Source organism: Pseudomonas sp. NPDC079086 (assembly GCF_044542155.1).
Taxonomy (GTDB): Bacteria; Pseudomonadota; Gammaproteobacteria; order Pseudomonadales; family Pseudomonadaceae; genus Aquipseudomonas.
On the sequence record NZ_JBITTY010000001.1, the window covers coordinates 783,123 to 805,713 of the forward strand.

Genomic DNA, 22,591 nt, shown 5'->3' on the forward strand with positions numbered 1-22,591 from the left:
TTTGTGCCTGCCCAAGTCGTTCCTGAGTAGTTGCCTCAACTCCACAATTCCCCAACCGGCGTATCCACCGCATACCGCGTCGCCACCTGCGCCTGCAGCAGCTCTGCAGTCGCCAGCGCATCGGTCAATGCATGGTGCGCCTGGTACATCGGCAGGTTGTAACGCGAGCGGCTGTCAGCCAAACGAATCGACAGCGGTTGCCGGCCCAACAAACGGCCCAGCCAGCCCGGCTGGCGCTTGGGATACAGGCGCGCCTCCAGCTGCATGGTATCGATCACCGGGAACTGCAAACCCTCACCCACCTGCTGGCGCAGCGCCTGGTCGAGAAAGCTGCGCTCGATGTTGCGGTAGTGCACCACCATCACCTTGCCGGCCATAGCGGTGAGCAACTCATCGAGAATCTGCCCCAGGCGCGGCGCGTGGCGGATGTCGGAGTGGGTGATGTGGTGGAAGGTCACCGATTCGCCGCTCAACTCGCTGACCGGCTTCACCACCCAATAACGCGCCGCGCCGCAGCGGATGCGTTGCAGGTTGAAGGGCAGCAGGCCGAGGCTGACGATGGCGTGCTGGTTGGCATCCAGGCCGGTGGTTTCCACGTCCAGGGCCAGCAGTGGCACCTGTTCCAGTGGGGTGTCGGCGGCCACGCAGCCGGCCTGGTAGAAGGCTTGCAAGCGAGGATCCGTCGCGCTGGCGGCGAGTTCGCTAAAGCGCGCGGCCCAGTCGAGTGGCGTGGCGGGCGCGGTCACAGGCTTTTGCCCGGCTGCGCGGGGTAGCGGAAGCGCAGGAATTTCTGCGCGTTGCTGAGCACGCCAAAGGCTTCCTTGAGGTTGTGCCGATCACTGGCGGAGACTTTTTCCGGCTCGATGTAGTTGTTCGGTTGCGCGCCGTCGGCCGCGGCTAAGGCTTGATGGCGGGCGCGTACCAGGCTGAGAAACTCTAGGGCGTAGCGTAGCTGGCTAAGGGCCTCGGGTTGCAGCAGTTTGGTTTTGCCGATGGCGTCGAGGCGCTCCAGGGAGTTCTGCGCCTTGCTGCCACAGGCCAGGGCGTGCACGCGGATCAGGTCGGTGAGCGGCGCTGTGCCACGGCCCTTGAGGTTGATGATGTGCTTCTGCTGGCCGTCGGTTTCCATCACAAAAGTGCGGAAGAAGCCCAGCGGCGGCGTGCGGTTAAGGGCGTTGCGCGCCAGTGCGGCGAGGAAGGCCGGGTTGCTGCTGGCCTTCTGCGAGAGCAGGTCTTTGAGGTTTTCCACCAGTTCGATCTCGCCATACACGCCGTCGAGGTCGAAGAAGATACAGCTGTGCAGCAGCGTCTGTGGCTTGGGCTTATCGATCCATTGGCTGAAGTAGTCGCGCCAGACGCTCAGCGGCTGCCGCCACTGGGCGTTGCTGGCCATGATGCCGCCTTTGCAGTAGCTGTAGCCGCAGGCGGCCAGGCCGTCGCTGACAAACTGGGCGAGGGCGGCGAAGTAGGCGTCGTGCTGCGCGGGGTCGAAGCGGTCATCGAGCACCAGGGCGTTGTCCTGATCGGTGACCAGCAGCTGTTCGTCGCGGGCCATGGAGCCGGCGACCATAAAGCAGTAAGGCACTGGCGGCGGGCCGAGTTTCTGTTCGGCCAGCTCCAGCAGGCGCTGGGTAAAGGCGCGGCCGATGCCGGCCATGGCGCTGCCGACCATATGCGCGGTGGCCTGCTCGTTGACCATGCGCACGAAGGTGGCGCGCAGGTCCGGCAGCAGGCTTTGCAGGCCGGCGACATCCGGCTGGTTGAAGATCGAGTTGACCAGGTACAGGCTGCTTTGCGACTCGTAGCGGATGATGTCGCTAAGGCTGATCAGGCCGATGGGCCGGCGTCGCTGTACTACGGGTAGGTGGTGGATATTGTGGCGCAGCATGCACAGCATGGCGTCGAACACGCTGTCATCAGCCTGGATGGTAACTGGGTTGGGCGACATCACCTGGCTTACCGGCGTTGCGCTGTCCAGCCCTACGGCGAGCACGCGGGTGCGCAGGTCGCGGTCGGTGAGGATGCCGACCATCGCGGCGTTGGCGGCGTCGCCATCGATAATCACCAGCGAGGATACGCTTTGCTCGGTCATCAGCTGGGCGGCCTGTTGTACCGGTGTATCCAGGTTGACGCAGACCGGTTTGCGCGAGATCAGTTTGCTGACCTTGAGCTGGACCAATTCGCTGGCCTGGCCCTGGCTTTCCACCGCCGACTTGAGCCGCGACTGGCCTTCGGCCTCGACGAACTCGGCAAAGCCGTCGTGCTCTTCGCAGAGCTGGGCGAACAGCGTGGCGGGGATAAAGTAGATCAGGCTGTCTTCGATGGCGCGCGCCGGGAAGCGCACCTTGTTGCTGCGCAGCAGGCCGGCTTGGCCGAAGATGTCGCCTTCGCTCAGGCGGTTGTACAGCTCGCCATTGCGCCGGTAGATTTCCACCGCGCCGCTGCGCACGTAGTGCAGCTCATGGATGGCTGCGCCGTACAGCAGAATGTCGGTGCCGGCCTTGAAGTAGGTGACCTCGACCTGGCGGGCGATGGCGTCCAGGCTGTCTTCGGGCAAAGTATCAAAGGGCGGGAAGCGCTGGAGGTGATCGCGGATTTCCAGTAACTCGATCTGCATGGGGTGCCTCGCAGTGGCTGGCCCTTAAGGATACGGCGATTGCCGGGTGCTGTCCGCCCCGCTGGCGTTACCGGGTGTGGCGGCTAGCGTTAGCGGCTGCAAGGATGAGCAGATGGCTGGATCTGCACGGCTATGCTGAGTTGGCTGTTTGCGTGATGCTGCAGCCCGCTCCTGCGGGAGTACGAACCCCGCTAGTGATGTTTGTAACCTGTAATTAAAACGGTGCTGTTATTAACGACCGGTTCTTCAAGGAGTGGCTATGCAAGGAGCGGGATTCTGGGTGGTGCTGGCGCTGCTGTTGGCGCTCGCTGGTTTGACGATTTATTACTACAACCGCCTGGTATTCAACCGCGCGCGGGTGGCCGAGGCCTGGAGCGGCATTGATGTGCAGCTCAAGCGCCGCGCCAGCCTGATTCCGGCGCTGGTCGAGTGCGTGCGCCAGTACATGAATTATGAGCAGGGCACGCTGCAGGCGCTGGTGCAGGAGCGCATGCGCGCAGTGCAGCTGGCCGATTCGCCGCTGGGTGAGCGCGCGCCGGTGGAGGCGCATTTGAGCACGCAGCTGCGCCAGCTGTTTGCGCTGGTCGAGGACTATCCGGCGCTCAAGGCCGATGCTCAGTTTCTCGACCTGCAGCGCACTATCACCGACGTCGAGAACCAGATCCAGATGGCACGGCGTTACTACAACGGTGCGGTACGCGAGCTGAATGTGCTGGTTGAGTCGGTGCCGAGCAATCTGGTGGCGCGGCCCTTTGCCTTCACCCAGGCGGAGTACTTCAGCCTGGATGACCCACGTGACGCCCAGTCGCCAAAAATGGAGTTTTGACATGCTGCGAGTGCTGCGTTTAGCCCTGTTGAGTCTATGCCTGCTGCCACTGTGGGCCACGGCTGCTGAGGTGATTGAGGACTTTGCCGTAACCCTGCAGGTGCAACCGGACGGCAACCTGCTGGTGACCGAGCGGATTACCGTGCAGGCCGAGGGAGAGCAGATCAAGCGCGGTATCTACCGTGATCTGCCGGTCAGTTACAGCTTGCCCCTGGGTTTGTTGCAGAGCAGCCCGATCACCCTGCTTGGGGTGAGCCGCGATGGTCAGCCGGAGCGGGCGCGGGTCGAGCAGAACGGCAGCTGGGTGCGCTATTACCTCGGTTCGACGGACCACCTGCTGCAACCAGGGCGCTATCAATACGAGCTGCGTTATCGGGTTGAGCGCCAGCTGTTGCATCACGCCACTACCGACGAGCTGTACTGGAACGTTACCGGTAATGGCTGGAGCTTCCCAATTCAGCAAGCTTCGGTGGAGGTGCTGTTGCCGAGGGGCGCGCGGATCGGTCAGCGTGCCGCCTACACCGGTGGCTGGGGAAGCCAGGACAAGGCCTATGAAGTGGTCGAACAGCGCGATGATTACCTGCGCCTGATAACCACGCAGGGCTTGGCGGCCTACCAGGGCCTGACGGTCGCTGTGGATTGGCAAGCCGGGTTGGTTACTCGGCCGGGCATGGTCGAACGAGGCGGTGCCTTGTTGCGCGATAACTTCGGCCTGTGTCTGGGTGCGCTGCTCTTGATCGGTCTGCTGCTGTTCTACCTGCGCGCCTGGGATCGGGTTGGCCGCGACCCTGAGAAAGGCCTGATCATTCCGCTGTTCGAAGCTCCGCAGGGCATGAGTGCGGTGCAGGCCGGTTACCTCTGGCATCGCGGTTTGCAGGGGGCTTATCAGGATGCGCGGGCGTTTAGTGTGTGGCTCACCGATATGGCCATCCGCAAGCACCTGCATATCGAAGACAAGCCGCGCGGCGGTGGTTTTACCCTGGCCCGTGGTACGGGTGAGCGTGCCGATTTCAGCGAGGCAGATCGCGAGCTGCGTAAACGCCTGTTCCCGGCCAATAAGGAAGGCATCGCCCTGGAAATTGGTAGCAGCTACGAGCCGCGCCTGGCTGACGCCGTAGCCGGACTGAAAACCCAGCTGCAAAAAAAGGGCAAGGCCTGGTTCAGCAATAATCGGGGTATCTGGACCTGGGGTTTGGTGTGGGCGATTGTCGGCTGCCTGATCATGGTGCTAGCCGGTGCGCGCAGCGAAGACGATATGGCCGCCGGCTTGGCTGGTGTGGTGTTCTCAGTGGGTTTTGGCGTGCCGTCGCTGTTTGTCCTGTACATGGCCTGGCATCAGCCCAGCTTGGGTAAGCAGATTGGCCTGGGCCTGGCGGGGCTGATGTTTATCTGGCCGGTACCGGTTGGCCTGTGGATGCTCAGCGATGCGGCGTCGGTACCAGCCTTGCTGCTGCTCTGCGTGTATGTGCTGGTGGTGGTGCTGTTTTATTACCTGCTGCCGGCACCATCGGTCGAAGGGCGGCGTTTGCTTGATCAGCTCGAAGGCTACCGCGACTACCTGCAACTGGCGGAGAGCGATGTGTTGGCATTGGCGGGCAATGCCCCGGCGATGAGCATTGCGCTGTACGAGAAACACCTGCCCTACGCCATGGCCCTGGGCGTGGAGGACAAGTGGAGCGCGCGCTTCAGTACGGCGCTGGCCAACGGCCTGATCGACCCGGCGCAGCGTGACTATCAACCCGACTGGTACCACAGCCGCAGCAGCTTCAGCACACCGCTGGCCATGAGCGCCGCCCTGGCTGCTGGGCTAAGCAGCGCCACGGCACTGGCCTCATCGCCACCGTCGAGCAGTTCGTCAGGCGGTGGTGGTTCATCCGGCGGCGGCTCGTCAGGTGGTGGCGGTGGTGGCGGGGGCGGCGGCGGTTGGTAGAGCCCGCTTCAGTTTGGCAGCGCATGCTGTTGTAGGAGCGGGCTTGCCCGCGACTCGCACGCATGGATTAGGCATCCTCGCCGCTCCTACAGGTTTTGGCTGCTGTCGCGACGCTAGGGCTTGCGCGTTTCCTGCAGTTTGGCCAGCAAGGCTTCGCTTTTCGCCAGCTGCTCGGCTTCGCTGAGCTGTGGGTTTTCCAGCACGCTGTCGAGCTGCTCGATCAGTTCGCTCTGTCGGTTGATCCGCTCATCCAGTTTTTCCAGCTTGCGCTGGTTGTGCCAGCTCCACAGCGCCAGGGCGCAGGCGGCCAGCACAACGGCGGCCAGCACGATTATCGTCACGGTGTTCATCGCAGCTCCAGAGTTTTGCGCATCAGCATGCGCGGCAAAATAACAGCGCCGCGCGTCACCGTCTGTGCCTGCTGCACAGAAAACCCCTGGCGGGCAAAGAACGCCTGCGCCACCAGGCTGGCCTCGGTAAACAGTTCGCAGACCCCCGCCGCCTGCAGGCGTTGCTCCGCTGCGGCATACAAGGCGCTGGCGACGCCCTGGCGTGCATGGCTGGGCGCGCAGTACAGCAGGTCGATATGACCATCCAGGCTAAAGCCGATAAAACCGGCGATAACCAGGTCATTTTCGGCGATAACAAGCTCAAGTGAAGCAAGGCGTGTTTGCCAGGCAGGCATGTCCGCAGCCGCCGGAGCCCAGGCCTGACGCTGCGCTGCGTCGTAGTGCTGGGCGGTCAGCTGGCTGACCGATGCCTGAAACAGCGCGACCAGGTCAGGCAGATCCTGCGGTTGATAGGACCGCAGATTGAGTGCTGCGGGCAAGGGAGCGTTCATTCGGGTTACCTGCAATAGTTGCCTGGCAGGTTAGCGCCGGGTGCGGGTCAGGTAAATCGCCGCTAGCGCCAGTTGCAGGCGCTAGCAGCCACCGCATCGTGGGCGTGCAGGCTTTCGGCGTGCACCACGCGCAGGTGAAAGGCGCTTAGCTCGGGCTGTAGCAGCAGGGCGCTATGCAGGCGGCGCGCGGCGTCTTCGCAGAACATCAGGTTTTGCCCGTTGGCCAGGGCGAAGGCCTGCTCGTCGGCGCGCTTTACGGCGGTTTGCACGGCGGTACCGAGGGCCTGTTCGGCGGCGTCGATCAGTTCAACCAGTGGCAACCCCGCGCAGTCGCTGTGCAAACGTACCTGCAGGGTGGCGTAGCTGCGCTGGCTGTGTGGTGTGGCGACGATGCCCTGTGGTGAACCGAGCCAGGCCAGCAGTTGCGTGTGATCCAGCGGCTGGTCGGCGAAGTCCTCGATAAAGTGCTGCTGAATCAGCTGGCGCGCCAATGCGGCGGAGCAGGGGCAGGTCGATGAATAGGCCACTTCTACCTGTAGTTCCACGTGAAACCCCCATGAATCCTGGCGTGCACGCACTTCGAAGGGGTAGGGCTTCCAGCCGGCGAGAGGGCTGACCAACGCCGGACGGCTAAGTAGCGCCTCGCCGCGCAAGGTGATGGAGGCCTGCTGCGACAGGCCCTGATGGCTGTCGAGAAACTCGCCCAGCAGTTGCTGCAGCGTCGCCGGGCTCAGCGCGTTGTATTCCAGCGCATGCAGCGCCAGGTACAGGCGTGACATATGGATGCCACGCGCATTGCCATCATCCAGGCTGACCCCAGCATCGGCGCGGGCATTGATGCGCTGGCCGGCCAGGTTGATCGGCAGCGCTATGTCCTGCATGCCAACCCAGTCCAGAGCCTGTGCGTGGGCAGGTATTTGCGCGGCTATGTCCGGCAAGGTCAGTGCGTTCATCGGAAATCTGCCGCTTAGTTGTGGGTTTAAATGTTATGTTATAACAAGTAAATTACAAAGCCAGCGAATCCTGACGATGATCGAAACACCGCTCACCCACGCCGAGCTGCTCGCCCAGCCGGCGGATGACTACATGAATGCCGCGCAGCAGCAGTTCTTCCGCACGCTGCTGCTCAACCAGCGCGGCGAACTGCAAACGCGGATTGCCGAAGAGTTCGAAGGCCTGCGCGAGCGCGAAACCAGCAGCGACCCCGCCGACATCGGTAGCGCTGAAGAGCAGCGCCAGTGGCAACTGCGCCTGCTGGAGCGGGAAAAGAAGCTGATCGACAAGATCGACGAAGCACTCGACCGCCTGGCCCGTGGCGAATACGGCTGGTGCCGCGAGACCGGCGAGCCGATCGGGCTTAAGCGCCTACTGCTGCGGCCCACCGCAAGCCTGTGCATCGAAGCCAAAGAGCGCCAGGAACAACGCGAAAAACACCTGCGACATACCGAGCAATGATGGAGCCTGAAACCATGACCAATCGCCTTCCCGTAACCGTGCTGTCCGGCTTTCTCGGTGCCGGTAAAAGCACCCTGCTTAACGCCATTCTGAAAAACCGCCAGGGCCTGAAAGTGGCGGTAATCGTCAACGATATGAGCGAGATCAATATCGATGGCAGCGAAGTTCAGCGTGATGTCAGCCTGAACCGCGCCGAAGAAAAACTTGTGGAGATGAGCAACGGCTGCATCTGCTGCACCCTGCGCGAAGACCTGTTGGACGAAGTCGGTCGTCTGGCCCGAGATGGCCGCTTCGATTACTTGCTGATCGAATCCACTGGGATCAGCGAACCGCTGCCGGTGGCCGAGACCTTTACCTTCCGTGGCGAAGATGGCCAGAGCCTGGCCGATGTGGCGCGCTTGGACTGCATGGTGACGGTGGTCGACGGGGTGAATTTCCTACGCGATTTCCATGAGGCCGAGAGCCTGGCCAGCCGTGGCGAAACTCTGGGTGAAGAAGATGAGCGCTCAATCACCGACCTGCTGATCGAGCAAGTGGAATTCGCCGATGTGCTGCTGATCAGCAAGATCGACCTGATCAGCAGCCACGAGCGTGAAGAGCTGATTGCCATCCTCAAGGGCCTGAATACCCACGCCGAAATTGTGCCGATGGCCATGGGCGCGGTGCCGCTGGAAAAGATCCTCAACACCGGCCGTTTCGACTTCGAGCGCGCCGCCCAGGCCCCGGGTTGGCTCAAGGAGCTGCGCGGTGAGCATGTGCCGGAAACCGAGGAATACGGCATCGCCTCCAGCGCCTACCGCGCGCGTAAACCGCTGCATCCCGAGCGTTTCTTCAATTTCATCAACCGCGAATGGAGTAACGGCCGTCTGCTACGCAGCAAGGGTTTCTTCTGGCTGGCCAGCAAGTACCAGGAGGCCGGCAGCTGGTCCCAGGCGGGCGGTTTGATGCGCCACGGCTTTGCCGGGCGCTGGTGGCGTTTTGTGCCGAAAAGCCAGTGGCCAGACGACGAGGAAGGCCTGCAGGCGATCATGAAAAACTGGCAAGCGCAAACCGGCGACTGCCGCCAGGAGCTGGTGTTTATCGGCCAGAACATCGACTTCGCCCAACTGACCGCAGAGCTGGATGCTTGCCTGTTGACCGATGCGGAAATGGCCCTTGGCGTGGACGCCTGGCGAGCGCTACCCGACCCGTTTGGCCCCTGGCATGAGCAGGCCGCCTGATGCTGGCGCCTGTGCTGCGCCAGCCGTTGCAGCAGGTCAGCAGCGAGCAGATTGAGGTGCTCGGCGAGGTGCTGCGCGAAGAGGTCAACCTGGCCGTATGGCAACGCCAGCTGCCGGTGCAGATCAGCGATTTCGCCAACGCTTTGTTGGCTCAGGGCGAGCCGCTGGGGCACTCCATGGTGCTGGAGCTGGCCAGCCCGGAGAGTGAGCCGAACCTCAGTGGCCTGGTCGATGGTTACAGCGATCTGCCGGGGCAGGTGGCCTTTTTGCAGGATGTTAGCTGGCTGGTCAGCGCGTTTGTCTGCCTGTTCGACGCCAAACGCATCGGTCTACGCCTGCGCATTCTGGATAAGGCCATGTGCCCGCGCTTTCACGTTGATCATGTGCCGGTACGGCTGATCACCAGCTACGCCGGGGTGGCCAGTGAGTGGCTGACGGAAGGCGTGATGGCGCGCCGTCGTCTCGGCGATCCGGCTGCCGAGCCCAGCGATACTGCGTTGATCAAGCGTGCCGAGACCGGCCATGTGTTGCTGGCCAAGGGCGAGAAATGGAGCGGTAACGAGGGTGGTGGCTTGATCCATCGCTCGCCGCAACCACCGGCCGGTGAGCGGCGCTTGTTGCTGACGCTGGATTGGTTGGCCTGAATTTAAGGCAAAAAAATAGGCTGCGGATAAAGCAGCCTTAAGCACCAGAAAGGCACACCGGCGCGTGACCCGGCATGCAGGGGTGAGGTACCCAAGGCCACTAGAACATACACAAGGTGACGCTTTGATGACGGCTAGCGCGCCATCCACACGCCCTTGCTCTGCTGCTCGCAGAAGGGCTTGAGGTAGGTGGCGTCGCTGGCTACGCCGTAATAGTGCACATCCTGTTTATAGGGCGTGCCGCCCACCGTTGAGTTGCGGCATACGCCAAACGAGCCCATCGGGCACTGCTCAACAAACTCCACCTCTACCTTCTGGCCCTGCAGCTGCGGCTGGCAGAAACCGGTGCGGAACAGGTTGGGCGGGATGCTGCGGTTTTGCTGGCAGACCTTCACATCCAGGCGCTCGGCCTGACTATGCACCACACAGGCTTCGCCCCAGGCCAGGCCGGACAGTGAAAACAGGCTCAGCAGCAAAAAAGCACGCATCAATTGACCCTCCAAAAATATGCCGGCGACTGTAGGGGCTGTTGCCGTTTCAGCGCAAGCCGCGTTGCTGCGCAAAATCTCACCAGGCTAGGCGGAGGACACAGGTAATGGTTGTTCCCTTGCCAAGTCCTCCAACACCGCATGGCGAGATTTTGCGCGTAACCCGCAGGGCCGGGCCTGTTTTAGCGCGATACTGCGTGTCTCGACACTTATTTGGAACAACCAAACTTCGTGTCTCGTGCCTTGCCTCGCGCTAAAACAGGCTCCGGCGCGGTCGCGATGAAACGGTAACAGGCCCTGGCACGCTGTTTTTAATCAGTCTGCGTAGGGCCGCATCCTCCGATGCTGTACGCCGTTAGAATGGCCACAGCCGAAATCTCCTTCTCTATGGACACTGGCACGCGCCGATCATGCTGAACAATATCCCTACCCACGTAATTGCTGGCCCCCTGGGCGCGGGCAAGACCAGCCTGATCCGTAATCTGCTGGCGCAGCGTCCGGCGCACGAACGTTGGGCAGTACTGATCAATGAGTTCGGCCTGGTTGGTTTGGATGCCGCGCTGCTGACCACCGACGACGATGGCGTGGCCCTGGGCGAAGTGGCGGGCGGTTGCCTGTGCTGCGTTAACGGCGTGCCGTTTCAGGTTGGCCTCGGCCGGCTGTTGCGCAAAGCCAAACCGCATCGCCTACTGATCGAACCGTCCGGTCTCGGCCATCCTCTGGTACTGCTTGAGCAACTGCGCGAAATGCCCTGGGCTGGGGTTTTGGCGGTGCAGGCACCGCTGCTGGCGCTGGACGCTCAGGCTCTGGCTGCAGGTGTTGCCCTGCCGGAGAGCCAGCAGGCGACGCTTAGCCGCGCCGGGCTGCTGCTTTTGAACAAGGCCGACGAGCTGGATGAAGCCACCAAGGCGCGCATCCAGGCAACGCTGCCAGCACGACCGATTTACTGGACCAGTCAGGGTGCATTGCCGCTCGCAGCGCTGCCCGGCTTTAGCGTCCAGGCCGATGGCGACGCTACACCGAATAACCTGCCCACGGCTGCGGCGCCATTGCCGCAACTGTGGCGCAGCTCAAGCGAGCCGATCTGCCAGGTGCAACAGCAGGCCGAAGGCTGGAGCATCGGTTGGCGCTGGCACCCCAGCCAGCAGTTCGAGCTGATGCGCGTACAACAGTGGCTGAGCAGCTTGCCCTGGCGCCGCGCCAAGCTGGTGCTGCACACCAACGCCGGCTGGCTGTCCGCCAACGCCCTCAACGGTGATGCCCTGCATTGGCAAAACAGCGAATGGCGCAAGGACTCGCGGCTGGAGCTGATCTTCAGCGAGGCGCAGGAGGTGTCGGCGTTGCAGGCCGGGTTTGCGGCCTGTGCATTAGCGCCAGAGCATTTCGGCCAGGCTGCCGAACAGCAGAATCAGCACAGCCAGGGCGCTGATACGCAGAGCCAGGGGTGAGGTGACCCACTGCAACGCCTGCTGTTTGGGTGCTTCACGCAGTGCATGCCACTCTTGGCTGAACGTAGGGTCGATGCGCAGGGCAAATAGCCTGTCGCGGTACAGCAGGTGCCGAGCGTGGCTCATCTGACTGTAAAGCGGCAGGCGAATAGCAAAGTGCAGTTCGCCATCTGCGGCGCGTCCCATGTCCAGTACATGGCAGTCTATGCCGGCGCTGCTGAGTTGTTCTTGCAGGTGCTCGATAAAGCCTGCATGGCTGGATTCCAGTAAAACAAACACCCTGACGTCCTCCTTGATAGGTCTGCGGCCAGGATGCCGGAGTCAGATAGAACTGACGAGTCCTCTGGCGATGCGGATAATCCCCACCTGAATACGATCACGCAAGGCACGATCATGCATCTCCACCCCTGGTCACACGACAGCAGCGCCGGCTTTACCTTGCGCGGTTGGCATTCACCGCCTTCGGGTAAGCCCGTGCTGCATTTTCTGCATGGCAACGGCTACTGCGGGCGGGTCTACACACCACTGCTGGCGCTGTTGGCCGAGGATTTCGATCTGTGGTTGTGTGATGTTCAGGGTCATGGTGAGAGTGACCACGGTGGGCGTTTTCATGGCTGGAATCGCAATGCCGAGATGGCGGTGGAGGCTTATTCCGCCGGACGCGAGCGCTTTGCCGATGCCCCGGTGTTTGCTCTCGGCCACAGCTTTGGTGGCGTGCTGACCAGCCTGATGCTGGCCCAGCAGCCGCAGCTGTTCCAGCGCGCGGTATTGCTCGATCCGGTGTTGTTCAGCCCGGCGATGATCGGGGTTATGGCGTTGTCTGATGTGGTCGGTTTAAGTCGGCGCACCACCCTCGCCAGCAAGGCGCTCAAGCGTCGCAGCAGCTGGCCGGACCGGGCGGCTGCGCATGCCGCGCTGCATGGTCGGGGGATGTTTCGTGGCTGGACCGAAGAAGCCTTTAGTGCCTATATCCAGCACGCGCTAAAAGACAGCAAGAAGGGCGTTGAGCTGAAATGTCGGCCAAGCCGTGAGGCGGATATCTTCAGCTCATACCCTAAGCGCCTGTGGCCGTCGCTGGGCAAGGTGACAACGCCGACCCAGGTACTTTATGGCCAGCGCAGTTACCCTTTTGTGGCCAAGTCTGTGGCGCGCTGGTGCGCCAGCAATGTCCATGTCAGTGCGCATGTGGTGGCGGGTGGGCACTGCTTTATGCAGGAGCATCCGGCCGACAGTGCTGCGCGGGTTACGCATTTTCTGTTGCAGCGCGACTAAGGTTGATGACGTGCCGCGAGGATATCTGGCTGGCGCTCTCCGAGCTGTGGCTGGACACCACCCTGGATGAGTCGGCCTTACGGCATATCGCCACGCGGTTGCGTGCCAGTGGATTTAGTCTGGATGAGTTGCAGCATATCTACTGCTATGAAGTCGCGCCGCAGGTCTGGCATAACCACTGGGCGGTCGCCGGGGTGTGGGACGGTTTCGAGCCGCAATGGCTGTTTGCTGGTTGCCGGCGCAATCAGTTGGGTGGGCGCTGGCACCGATTGAAATGCCGCCTGCTGCGCCGCCCAATGACTTACGGCTGCCGCGCCGAGTGGCAGCAGATCGTGGCGTTTCTGGCTGATTCCGACGTCGACTAGCCCGTGTGTTAATGCTGTGTGTTGTTATCCGAATCCTGACGCTGACTGCGCCACTGCTGCATCTCAATCACCTGGGCGCTGGGCGCCGGCGGCTCGCGGAAGGGGTGCGGGGCCAGCTCGATTCGCCCCAGTTGTTTGCCAAACAAGGTAATGCTGCCGATATGCCGCTGCTCGCCGGTGACGGTGAACTCGAAGCCATACACCCGTGCCAGTCGCTTGCGCCCGCGTGCATCGGGTAACAGCGCGAGCCGGCGCAGGGCGACATTTTCATCAAGCAACTCGATGTCGGATTTGGCGCAGTGTTGTTTCACCAAACCCAGCGCGTGTTCACGCAGACCATGGGCATGCCACAGCCAGGCGCACGCGGTGGCGAACAGCATCAGCAGAAAAACATCGAAGAGGTCGATCATGGCGGCTCCGGCAATAGGAAGCAGAGCTTAACCGATTGCTGCACAGTTCTTGGTGCTGGGCTTGTCGCCGTTAAGCAGTTGCTTTAGCGTCCGCGCACTCAAACCCGAAAAGGAATTCCCATGCAGTGTCCTGCCTGTCGTACCACCCCGTTGCAACCAACCAAGCTGGATGATGGCCTGCTGGCCCACGGCTGCCCACAGTGTTCTGGCGCCTTGGTGGCCCTGCTGTATTACCGCGACTGGGCTGAGCGTCAGCCGCAGAATGATGAGCCACAATCGCAGGTTGAAGCTGTGCCTGCCAGCGAGAGTCAGCAGGCGCTGAGCTGCCCAAAATGCGCCAAGCTGATGAGTAAATTCCAGATCAGCGGCACCCACAGCAACCGCCTGGATCTGTGCAGTAGTTGTGATGAAGCCTGGCTGGATAACGGCGAGTGGCAGCTGCTCAAGGCGCTGGAACTCAGCCACAAGATGCCGAGCATTTTCACCGAGGCCTGGCAGCGCAAGGTTCGCCAGCAAGCCTCCGAGGAAGCGCGCCGGCAACGCTTCGCCCGCCTGGTCGGGGATGAAGCTATTGTCCGCGCGGACGACATTCGCAGCTGGTTGAAAGACCACCCGCAGCGGCGTGAGCTGTTGTTCTATATCGGTCACGAGTGACCGTTATTCCCCCGGCGCAATAGGGTTATGCCCCTGCGCTTTGGCGTTGAATAGTTGGGTGTCTGAGCGCTGTTGTAGGTGGTGTTGTGCAGCGTGCTCAGTTCTTTTCTTCGTTCAATGCCTGGTAGCGCTGTTGCAGTTCGTGGCGGATCTGCCGGCGTTGCAGGGCCTGGCGCTGTCGTCGCTCGGCGTCGGCGGTGCTTGGCTCCAGGGCAGGAATCGGCGCAGGTTTGCCCTGTTCATCGACTGCGACCATGGTGAAGAAGCAGCTGTTGGTGTGGCGCACCGAGCGCTCGCGGATGTTTTCCGTGATCACCTTGATGCCGACTTCCATTGAGGTGCGCCCGGAGTAGTTGACCGAGGCGAGAAAGGTCACCAGTTCGCCGACGTGGATTGGCTCGCGGAAGATCACCTGATCAACCGACAGGGTCACCACGTAACAGCCGGCATAGCGGCTGGCGCAGGCGTAGGCAACTTCGTCGAGGTATTTGAGCAGGGTGCCGCCGTGGACATTGCCGGAAAAGTTGGCCATGTCCGGGGTCATCAGTACGGTCATCGACAGCTGGGCGTTTCCAGGTTCCATAGCAGGCTCTGTGCAGGGTTGTGGCGCAACCATAGCAGGTGTTGGGGCGGGGCGGCTGTGTCGATCAGGGTAGGCCGTAGTGCTGATGCAGCTGGCTGAGCATGGGCGCTTCATCGATCAGGAAGCGATCAAAGCGCTTGATCAGTTCCGGATACTTGTAGCTGCTCAGGTGAAAGCTCGTGCTGATCTGCGGTAGCTGTGGGTCGCGCTGCAGCAGCTCAGGAGCAATACCAAGCAGCTGCATATGATGCTGTACCACCTGTGGATTGGCGTAGATCGCATCCAGGCGATTGCGTTCGAGCATGCGGATCATGCTCTGAATATCCTGCACTTCCACCAGTTCGATGGCGTGCTTACTTTGCAGTGGTTGCCAGGCTTCAGCGGTAAACCCGCGCACGATTCCTACTCGCTTGATCGCTGACAGGCCCTTTGCAAGTTGTTCGCGACGTACCAGGGTGGCGTCGACAATCTGCACCACTGGCTGGCTGTAATACAGCGTCTGGCCGTCTCGAGCTTCCCGCGACCAGGCGGGGTTGTCGGGGAACAGCAGGTCGAGGCTCTGCTCGCCGAGCATATTGCGGTACAGGCGATTAACCGGTTGTGGGCGCAGCTCGAGTTCAAGGCCTTCGTGTTTGGCAAAGGCCTTTAGCAAGTCAATGCAGTAACCGTCGAATGCTTGCCCTTCCACAGCTTTGTAGTAGGGGTAGTAGTCATGGTTTTCCAGGCCCACGCGTAACGGTTCGGCCGTTGCGAGTGCGCTGTACAGCCAGCAGGCCAGGATAATGCAGAGGCGCATGGGCCACTCCAGGGTGCTCAGAATCTGTACAGCGTAGCTGGTACCGCCCTAGCCGTCAGGCGTGGGTCAGGTACCAACGCCAGTCCTGCTCGCCGACTTCGCCCATAAACTGGCGGAATTCGGCCCACTTGATTGCCAGGAACACCTTGAGGAACTCCTCGCCCAGCGCCTCTTTGGCCCAAGTTGAGTGTTCCAGGGCGCGCAGGGCGGTCAGCCAGTCGGTGGGCAGGGTTTCGCGGGCCTGCTCGTAGCCGTTGCCGACGATCTCTTCGCCCGGGTTGATCTGGTTTTTGATGCCGTGGTGGATGCCGGAAAGGATCGCTGCGGCCGCCAGGTATGGGTTGGCGTCGGCGCCGCAGATGCGGTGCTCCACATGGCGGCTCTTGGCTGGGCCACCGGGTACACGGAACGACACGGTGCGGTTATTCACGCCCCAGCTCTTGGCCAGTGGCGCGTAGCTATTGGCCTGGAAGCGGCGGTAGGAGTTGGCGTTGGGGCAGAAGATTGCCAGGGCGTCGTTGAGCGTGGCCATCATGCCGCCGATGGCATGTTTCAGCAGCGGCGTGCCGTGCGGGTCTTCCGATGCCATCAAGTTATTGCCGTGCTCATCGGCCAGACTGACGTGCATATGCATACCACTTCCGGCCTGGTCGCCGAACGGCTTGGCCATAAAGCAGGCCTGTAGCCCGTGCTTGTTGGCCACGCCTTTGACCAGGCGTTTGTAGCGCACGCCTTCATCGATCGCCTGCAGCGCGTCGAAGCGGTGTTCCAGGGTCAGCTCGACCTGGCCTGGCGCGTATTCGGAAATCGCCGTGCGTACCGGCAGACCCTGCACTTCGCAGGCGCTGTAGAGGTCATCGAGGAACGGCTGCAGCTGCTCCAGTTCGTACACGCCATACACCTGCGGCGCTTGGGGGCGCACGCCGTTGGCTTGCAGTGCGGGTTGTGGACGGCCATTGGCATCACGGTTTTTATCCAGCAGGTAGAACTCCAGTTCCACCGCCATTACCGGGTGGTAGCCGTCGGCCTTGAGCCGGTCGATGGCGCGGATCAGCACATGCCGTGGATCAGCCGGCGCAGCGGGCAGGCCTTGAGTCGGGTGCATGCTTACCTGCAGCTGGCCGGTCGGTGTGCTGCGCCAGGGTTGCAGGGTTAGGCTGCCAGGGATTGGGTAAGTCCAGCAGTCGGCGTCGGCCACTTCCCAGACCAGACCGCTTTCTTCCACGTCCTCGCCCTGAATGGTCAGCGCCAGAATTGAGCTGGGCAGCGGTCGGCCGTTCTCGTAGATGGCCAGCAGTTCGTCACGATGCAGCAGCTTGCCGCGTGGGATGCCGTTGGCGTCGATCAGCATCAGCTCAATCAGACGCACCTCGGGGTGCTTGGCAAGGAAGTCGTGGGCTTCCTGGATATTGGCGCATTGCATGGTGGTTATCTCGTTATTGGCCGGGCAAACGGCTTGTGTAGGAGCGGGCTTGCCCGCGATGGCCGGTAAGCAAAAGCATCGCGGCCAAGGCCGCTCCTACAGGATCGATGGAATTATTCGCGGGCGCCGGGAATCGCCAGCAGCTCGGTGAGGGCCTGGTCGAGCATGCTGATCAACTGATCCACATCGGCCTCTGTGGTGCTTGGGCAGCACAGGGTCATGTTGTGGAACGGGGTGATCAGGATGCCGCGGTTGATCAGATACAGGTGCAGGGCCATCTGCAGTTCATCGTGAAATGCCGCTTCAGCCTCGGCGCCAGTCTTCGGTGATACCGGACAGAACTGGAATTCGCTGCGTGCGCCCAGTTCAGTCACCGACCACTTCAGGTCGTGCTTGCCGATCAGCGAGCGGAAGCCATCGGCCAGGCGTTTGGCCAGCGGTAGCATGTGTGCGTAAGCGGCCTGGGTCATCACCTGTTCCAGGTTGGCGCGCATGCAGTGCATGGCCAGGGCGTTGGCGGACAGCGTGGTGCCCATGCCGCTGTGGCCATGGCCGTGGCTGTTTTCGCTGGCGCGTTGGCGCGCGGCAGTCATGGCCTCGGCCATCGCTGCGCTGCAACCGAAGATGCCGCACGGCACGCCACCTGCAATCGGTTTGCCGACCACAAAGAAGTCCGGTTCGAGGTTCCACAATTTCGTGCAGCCACCCATATCGGTGGAGATGGTGTGGGTCTCGTCGATGATCAACAGCGCGCCGTATTTACGGGTCAGCTCGCGGCATTTCTGCATAAAGCCCGGCTCGGGTAAAACCATGCCGATATTGGTCATCGCCGGCTCGCAGAGCAGGGCGCAAACATCGCCTTGAGCCAATGCGGCTTCCAGCGCCGCCACATCGTTGAACGGGATCGAGCGGCTGTGCTGGGTCAGGTCATAAGCTTGGCCGAGCAGGCCGGAGCGCGGCACGGTTTCGCCATCGATGCAGCGCACCATCACGTCATCGACGGTGCCGTGGTAGCAGCCGTCGAACACCAGCAGGGTTTTGCGCTCGGTAATCGCGCGCGCCCAGCGCAGCACGTAGCGGTTGGAGTCAGTGGCGGTAGCGGTGACCTGCCAGAACGGCAGGCCGAAACGCGCGGCCAGCAGCTCGCCGCAGACTACGGCGTCTTCACCCGGCAGCATGGTGGTCAGGCCGTTATTGCCTTGCTCGGCAATGGCCTTGGCGATCGGGTCCGGCGAGTGGCCGAACATGGTGCCGGTGTCGCCCAGGCAAAAATCGATGTATTCGTGGCCGTCGACGTCATAGAAGCGTGCGCCCTTGGCACGCTCGACGAACAGCGGCACCGGCGTCGACCAGTCGGCCATCCAGTGCATCGGCACGCCGCCGTACAGCGAGTTGCGCGCCCGTTCGGCTAGGGCCACGGATTTTGGATTGCGCGCGATAAAACGCTCACGCTCGCGCTGGGCGAAAGCTTCTACGGCGGATGGGCTGATACCACTGGCAGTCATGTTGAACACCTCGTTCGAATATCTGCACATGCTATTTTGTGATCACAGAAAACTCAAGCATTGGTTTAATCAGGCTTTATTGCTAGATTAACTCCATATTTGTGATCACAGGATGTTGAGGAATGGTCTTTGAACAACAAGTCGCGCTGATCAGCGGTGCGGGCAGTGAGTCGGGCATCGGCCTGGCGATTGCTCGCCGCCTAGGCCTTGCCGGGGCGCGAGTGCTACTGACTGCTAGCAGTGCGCGGGTCGAGCTACGCGCCGCTGAACTGCGTGCAGAAGGTATAGACGTACGGGCCAAGGCGGCAGATCTGACCGATGAACAGCAGGTCGCCGAGTTGCTCGACTGGGCGCAGGCGCAGTGGGGGCAGATCGACATTCTGGTCAACAACGCTGGCATGGCCATGCAAGGCAGCCCCGAGCCGTTCGCCGAGTTGGCGGACATGGATCTGGCGACCTGGAACTTGTCCATCGCGCGCAACCTTGGCACTGCTTTTCTGCTCACCCGCGCGGTGCTGCCGGGCATGCGTGCGCGCGGCTATGGGCGCATCGTCAATATCAGCTCGACCACCGGCACCCGTGGCAGCAACCCTGGTGAGGCGGCCTACAGCGCGGCCAAGGCTGGCATGCTCGGCCTGTCCATGGGGTTGGCGCTGGAAGTGGCAAAGCAGGGCATTACGGTCAACAGCGTGGCACCGGGGTGGATTGCCACCGGCTCCAGCACCGACGAAGAACGCCATGCCGCCGAGTACACCCCGCTGGGTCGCGCCGGTCGGCCTGAGGAAGTGGCGGCGGCGGTAGCCTTTCTTGCCTCGCCGGAGGCCAGCTATATCACCGGTGAAGTGCTGGTGGTGGATGGCGGTAACTGCCTGGTCGAGAACAAGGCGCCGTGAGCGCTTTTGCGTCGGTCAGGCGTTGTTGCAGGGATACTCGAAAATGCTCATTGACTGTTTTTCCAGTATTCCTGCGCCTAGCCTGCCTCTAGCAGCACCACTCAGGCCAATTTCCTGAATTTCGGAGAACCCCATGCATAACTGCTCGCTGACCCTCGCCCAACTGCCCGCGCCACCGCTACGGGGCTGAACGACCATGGCCGACAATCTGCAGGACCAGCTCTACCAACGTATTCGTGAAGGCCTGCTGGCTGGGCGTTTCCAGCCCGGTGAGCGCTTGAAAATCCGCGATCTTGCTGCCGAATGGGGCACCAGCCCGATGCCGGTACGCGCCGCTTTGCAGCGCCTGGTCGCCGAGGGCGCGCTGGAAGGCGAGCCGCAGCGCTCGGTGCGCGTACCGCCGATGACCCGCGAGCGTTACCAGAATATCTTTCAGGTGCGTCTGGGCCTTGAAGGCCTGGCCGTAGAATTGGCCACACCGCGCCTGACGCCGGCCAATCTGGCTGAGTTGCGCGATTGCGTGGTGCGTATGGATCAGGCCATCGAGCAGCGCCAGGTGCAGGCTTACCTGAATGCCAACAGCCAGTTTCATCTGCACCTCTACAGCGCCTGTGGCAACCCGGTGCTGTTGCGCAGCATTGAGTCGTTGTGGCTGCAGGTTGGGCCGTTTTTCAACCAGCTGTTTACGGGTGCGGACCTGTCGTTGCGCCTTAACGACTTTCACGAAGAGGCCTTTACCGCCATCGAAGCTGGTGACGCCAAGGCCGCGCGCCAGGCCATGGAACAGGACCTGACCTATTTCGCGCGCTTCCTGCTCAATCTGCTCGACCTGGAACCGGCGCAGCGCTTATAGGCTGGCAGTGGGTGTGCCGACAACTACACTGATGCGATTCTGAGACGACAGTACAAGGGCTCTTCAATGCTGGATTACGGCAGTAAACGCATCCTGATTGTCGATGACTTTACCGATTTCCGCAGCTCGCTGAAGTCCATGCTGCGGGACATGGGCGCGCGTGATGTGGACACCGCTGATCGGGGTGAAGAAGCCCTGAGCATGTGCCGCAACAAGCGCTACGACATCATCCTGCATGACTACAACCTGGGTGGCGGCAAGAATGGCCAGCAGGTGCTGGAAGAGTTGATCTCCGGCAAGTTGATCAGCCACCAGTGCATCTTCGTCATGGTCACTGCTGAAAGCAGCCAGGCTATGGTGCTCAGCGCCCTGGAGCACGAGCCCGATGCCTACCTGACCAAGCCATTTAATCGCGCCAGCCTCGATCAGCGCCTGGATAAGCTGGTCGAGCGCAAGACCGCGCTCAAGGGCATTCTTCAGGGCCTCGACAAACAGGACTCGGCCGCCGTCCTGGATGCCTGCAAAACCCTCAGCCAGCAGGACAAACGCTACCTGCCGTTGTGTCAGCGCTACCAGGCCACGGCGCTGCGCGAGCTGGGCCGGCTGGATGAGCTGGAGCAGCTGCTCAATGGCGTCTTAGCCGAACGGCCGTTGCCCTGGGCGCAGGTGGCGTTGGCCAGTCTGCTGCACAAACGCGGCGAGCTGAGCCGTGCGCAAAGCCTCTACGAGCAGGGGCTGAAACTGTTCCCGATGATGCCGTCGCTGTATGACGGTCTGGCCGCCGTGCTGCTGGCCCAGGGCGAAAGTCAGCGTGCCCAGCAGGCCTTGGAAGATGCGGTAAAGCTCGCGCCGCTGGCAATCCGTCGGCAGATGCAGCTGGGCAAGCTGGCGCTGGATAACCAGGATTTTGACAGCGCCGGCAAAGCCTATCGACAAGCCATGGAGCAGGGCCGTACTTCCAAGTTCAAGAGTCCGGAAAACTACCTCGGCCTGGCCCAGGCGATTACCGCCCAAGCCGGCGACGGTACGCTCGATAAGCGCCTGCAGATCGAGGTCAACCAGGCCCTCGGCGAGCTGGACAAGACCTACGCCAATGACCCCAATGTGCAGGTGCGTTCACGCCTGGCCCTGGCTAGCAGCCTGAATAAGTCCGGTGAACCCAAGCGTGCCGCGCAACTGGCCGCCGAAGCCGCCGCTGCGATGGAAAAATTGCCACAGTTTTTTGCCGCCGATACCGCACTCAACGTCTCCGGCCAGCTACGTGCTTTAGGCCAGACTGCAGCCAGTGATGCCCTGCTGAAAACCTGTGTTGAGGTCTACGGCGACGATCCGCAGGTGATGCAGGGCGTGGCCCGGCAGACCGACAACGCCGACATTCTCTCCGGCGGCAAAGAGGCCGTGGAACTCAACCGCCAGGGTGTGCGCTGCTACCAGCAGAAGCAGTTCGAGGAGGCTCTCCGGCTGTTCCGTCAGGCCTTTGCCCTGCAGCCGAAAAATATCAGCATCGCCCTCAATACTGCGCAGTCGCTGCTGCAATCGGCTGGTGGCGAGATGTCAGAGGCCCTGCTGGAAGAATCCCGGCGCTGCCTGGAGGTGGTCAGCCAGATGCCCGAAACGGATGCCCGGCATGCGCGTTACCAGCAGCTGCAGCGGCGGGCGACTGGCCAATGAGTGATAACCCCGGTGGGCTGGATTTCTCCACGGTGATCGCCTCCACCGTACATGACATGAAGAACTCCCTGGCCATGCTCACTCGCGCCCACGCCCAATGGCAGGCGCAGCTCCCGCCGGAACTCCAGGCCGCCGCTGAGTTGGGGGTGATCGATTACGAATTCGCCCGCCTCAACGGCATGCTGGTGCAACTGCTCGGCCTGTATAAGCTTGGCGTTAACCAGCTGCCCATGCGGCCTGGGTATCACGAGGTTGAGGACTTTCTTCAGGCCCAGCTGGCGCGGCATTTTGAAGTGCTGGAAAGTCGGCAGATCAGCGCGCGTTGTGAGGTACAAAGTTTCGACCTGATGGGTTTCTTCGATGAAGAACTGCTTGGCTCGGTGGTCGCCAATATCGTCACCAACTCCATCCGCTACGCCCACAGCGCACTGCTGATTCAAGCCTGGGAGGAGAATGGCAAGCTGGTGTTAGCGATCTGTGACGATGGCCAGGGCTACCCGCAGGAGATGCTCAGTCAGCAATCCAACTATGTGCTTGGCCTCAAACACAGCACCGGCAGCACCGGACTGGGTCTGTACTTTGCCGGGCGCATCGCCGAGCTGCATGAGCGCAATGGCGTACGTGGCCATATCGAACTGGCCAACGGCGCGCCGCTGGGTGGCGGGGTGTTTCGGATTTATCTGCCTTGAAGCGCCTG

Annotated in this window: 25 protein-coding genes; 13 read left to right on the forward strand and 12 right to left on the reverse strand. The window is 61.9% G+C overall.

All coding sequences use genetic code 11. The annotated features are described in order from the left end of the window. Positions 1–35: 35 nt before the first annotated feature. Both ACIGEK_RS03770 and ACIGEK_RS03775 read right to left on the reverse strand, forming a co-directional pair. Positions 36–746, reverse strand: a complete 711-nt coding sequence (locus ACIGEK_RS03770) for a 3'-5' exonuclease (RefSeq protein WP_397492012.1) — start codon at positions 744–746, stop codon at positions 36–38. Continuing rightward, positions 743–2,617: a DUF294 nucleotidyltransferase-like domain-containing protein gene (locus ACIGEK_RS03775; protein WP_397492013.1), complete on the reverse strand. Its 1,875-nt coding sequence runs from the start codon at positions 2,615–2,617 to the stop codon at positions 743–745. Before ACIGEK_RS03775 ends, ACIGEK_RS03770 begins: the two co-directional genes overlap by 4 nt. A gap of 259 nt (positions 2,618–2,876) precedes the next feature. On the opposite strand from ACIGEK_RS03775, the gene ACIGEK_RS03780 reads away from it, so the two are divergent. After that, the gene (locus ACIGEK_RS03780) at positions 2,877–3,443 is read left to right on the forward strand and encodes a LemA family protein (protein ID WP_397492014.1); all 567 of its coding nucleotides are present in this window, start codon (positions 2,877–2,879) and stop codon (positions 3,441–3,443) included. Between the two features lies 1 nt (position 3,444). Beyond that, on the forward strand, positions 3,445–5,373 hold the full coding sequence (locus tag ACIGEK_RS03785) for a DUF2207 domain-containing protein (protein WP_397492015.1): 1,929 nt from the start codon (positions 3,445–3,447) through the stop codon (positions 5,371–5,373). A 113-nt stretch (positions 5,374–5,486) separates the two neighbouring features. Here ACIGEK_RS03785 and ACIGEK_RS03790 read toward each other — a convergent pair whose 3' ends face one another. From ACIGEK_RS03790 to folE2, 3 genes are all read right to left on the reverse strand, one after another. Then, complete coding sequence (locus ACIGEK_RS03790) at positions 5,487–5,723, reverse strand: hypothetical protein (RefSeq protein WP_322949253.1); 237 nt, start codon at positions 5,721–5,723, stop codon at positions 5,487–5,489. Continuing rightward, entirely contained in the window at positions 5,720–6,214 is a 495-nt protein-coding gene (locus ACIGEK_RS03795; RefSeq protein ID WP_397492016.1) for a GNAT family N-acetyltransferase, read from the reverse strand. Before ACIGEK_RS03795 ends, ACIGEK_RS03790 begins: the two co-directional genes overlap by 4 nt. Positions 6,215–6,276: 62 nt before the next feature. Beyond that, entirely contained in the window at positions 6,277–7,167 is an 891-nt protein-coding gene (folE2, locus tag ACIGEK_RS03800; RefSeq protein ID WP_397492017.1) for a GTP cyclohydrolase FolE2, read from the reverse strand. Between the two features lie 76 nt (positions 7,168–7,243). On the opposite strand from folE2, the gene dksA reads away from it, so the two are divergent. From dksA to ACIGEK_RS03815, 3 genes are read left to right on the forward strand one after another with little or no spacing between them, the layout of a single operon-like run. Further along, positions 7,244–7,669: an RNA polymerase-binding protein DksA gene (gene dksA, locus ACIGEK_RS03805; protein ID WP_397492018.1), complete on the forward strand. Its 426-nt coding sequence runs from the start codon at positions 7,244–7,246 to the stop codon at positions 7,667–7,669. Between the two features lie 14 nt (positions 7,670–7,683). Next, positions 7,684–8,889, forward strand: coding sequence for a zinc metallochaperone GTPase ZigA (gene zigA, locus ACIGEK_RS03810; protein WP_397492019.1), 1,206 nt, complete (start codon positions 7,684–7,686; stop codon positions 8,887–8,889). Then, positions 8,889–9,533 (forward strand): DUF1826 domain-containing protein, encoded by a 645-nt coding sequence (locus ACIGEK_RS03815; RefSeq protein ID WP_397492020.1) that lies wholly within the window; start codon positions 8,889–8,891, stop codon positions 9,531–9,533. Before zigA ends, ACIGEK_RS03815 begins: the two co-directional genes overlap by 1 nt. A 134-nt stretch (positions 9,534–9,667) precedes the next feature. Here the strand turns inward: ACIGEK_RS03815 and ACIGEK_RS03820 are convergent, their stop codons facing one another. Next, entirely contained in the window at positions 9,668–10,021 is a 354-nt protein-coding gene (locus ACIGEK_RS03820; RefSeq protein WP_397492021.1) for an NADH:ubiquinone oxidoreductase, read from the reverse strand. A 410-nt stretch (positions 10,022–10,431) separates the two neighbouring features. Here ACIGEK_RS03820 and ACIGEK_RS03825 point away from each other — a divergent pair, with 410 nt between their 5' ends. Beyond that, positions 10,432–11,469: a CobW family GTP-binding protein gene (locus ACIGEK_RS03825; RefSeq protein ID WP_397492022.1), complete on the forward strand. Its 1,038-nt coding sequence runs from the start codon at positions 10,432–10,434 to the stop codon at positions 11,467–11,469. Here ACIGEK_RS03825 and ACIGEK_RS03830 read toward each other — a convergent pair. Beyond that, positions 11,389–11,748, reverse strand: coding sequence for a hypothetical protein (locus ACIGEK_RS03830; RefSeq protein ID WP_397492023.1), 360 nt, complete (start codon positions 11,746–11,748; stop codon positions 11,389–11,391). The two genes, ACIGEK_RS03825 and ACIGEK_RS03830, sit on opposite strands and share 81 nt — an antisense overlap. Positions 11,749–11,862: 114 nt before the next feature. On the opposite strand from ACIGEK_RS03830, the gene ACIGEK_RS03835 reads away from it, so the two are divergent. Both ACIGEK_RS03835 and ACIGEK_RS03840 read left to right on the forward strand, forming a co-directional pair. Continuing rightward, positions 11,863–12,741, forward strand: coding sequence for an alpha/beta fold hydrolase (locus tag ACIGEK_RS03835; protein WP_397492024.1), 879 nt, complete (start codon positions 11,863–11,865; stop codon positions 12,739–12,741). 5 nt (positions 12,742–12,746) lie between these two features. After that, on the forward strand, positions 12,747–13,106 hold the full coding sequence (locus ACIGEK_RS03840) for a hypothetical protein (protein ID WP_397492025.1): 360 nt from the start codon (positions 12,747–12,749) through the stop codon (positions 13,104–13,106). Positions 13,107–13,114: 8 nt separating this feature from the next. Here ACIGEK_RS03840 and ACIGEK_RS03845 read toward each other — a convergent pair whose 3' ends face one another. Then, the gene (locus ACIGEK_RS03845) at positions 13,115–13,516 is read right to left on the reverse strand and encodes a DUF3301 domain-containing protein (protein WP_167144147.1); all 402 of its coding nucleotides are present in this window, start codon (positions 13,514–13,516) and stop codon (positions 13,115–13,117) included. 120 nt (positions 13,517–13,636) lie between these two features. Here ACIGEK_RS03845 and ACIGEK_RS03850 point away from each other — a divergent pair, with 120 nt between their 5' ends. After that, on the forward strand, positions 13,637–14,170 hold the full coding sequence (locus ACIGEK_RS03850; RefSeq protein ID WP_397492026.1) for a zf-TFIIB domain-containing protein: 534 nt from the start codon (positions 13,637–13,639) through the stop codon (positions 14,168–14,170). Between the two features lie 97 nt (positions 14,171–14,267). On the opposite strand, the gene ACIGEK_RS03855 is transcribed toward ACIGEK_RS03850, so the two are convergent. From ACIGEK_RS03855 to ACIGEK_RS03870, 4 genes are all read right to left on the reverse strand, one after another. Then, entirely contained in the window at positions 14,268–14,753 is a 486-nt protein-coding gene (locus tag ACIGEK_RS03855; protein ID WP_397492027.1) for an acyl-CoA thioesterase, read from the reverse strand. A gap of 64 nt (positions 14,754–14,817) precedes the next feature. Then, entirely contained in the window at positions 14,818–15,549 is a 732-nt protein-coding gene (locus ACIGEK_RS03860; RefSeq protein WP_397492028.1) for a substrate-binding periplasmic protein, read from the reverse strand. 55 nt (positions 15,550–15,604) lie between these two features. Continuing rightward, positions 15,605–16,972, reverse strand: coding sequence for a glutamine synthetase family protein (locus ACIGEK_RS03865; RefSeq protein ID WP_397492029.1), 1,368 nt, complete (start codon positions 16,970–16,972; stop codon positions 15,605–15,607). A 113-nt stretch (positions 16,973–17,085) separates the two neighbouring features. Then, complete coding sequence (locus tag ACIGEK_RS03870) at positions 17,086–18,477, reverse strand: aspartate aminotransferase family protein (RefSeq protein WP_397492030.1); 1,392 nt, start codon at positions 18,475–18,477, stop codon at positions 17,086–17,088. Between the two features lie 122 nt (positions 18,478–18,599). Here ACIGEK_RS03870 and ACIGEK_RS03875 point away from each other — a divergent pair, with 122 nt between their 5' ends. The 4 genes from ACIGEK_RS03875 (at position 18,600) to ACIGEK_RS03890 (ending at position 22,583) form a co-directional block, all read left to right on the forward strand. Next, positions 18,600–19,370: an SDR family NAD(P)-dependent oxidoreductase gene (locus ACIGEK_RS03875; protein ID WP_397492031.1), complete on the forward strand. Its 771-nt coding sequence runs from the start codon at positions 18,600–18,602 to the stop codon at positions 19,368–19,370. A gap of 196 nt (positions 19,371–19,566) precedes the next feature. After that, positions 19,567–20,223 (forward strand): GntR family transcriptional regulator, encoded by a 657-nt coding sequence (locus ACIGEK_RS03880; RefSeq protein ID WP_397492032.1) that lies wholly within the window; start codon positions 19,567–19,569, stop codon positions 20,221–20,223. Between the two features lie 66 nt (positions 20,224–20,289). Then, positions 20,290–21,894, forward strand: coding sequence for a response regulator (locus ACIGEK_RS03885; RefSeq protein WP_397492033.1), 1,605 nt, complete (start codon positions 20,290–20,292; stop codon positions 21,892–21,894). Beyond that, positions 21,891–22,583, forward strand: a complete 693-nt coding sequence (locus tag ACIGEK_RS03890; protein ID WP_397492034.1) for a sensor histidine kinase — start codon at positions 21,891–21,893, stop codon at positions 22,581–22,583. Before ACIGEK_RS03885 ends, ACIGEK_RS03890 begins: the two co-directional genes overlap by 4 nt. Positions 22,584–22,591 lie beyond the last annotated feature (8 nt).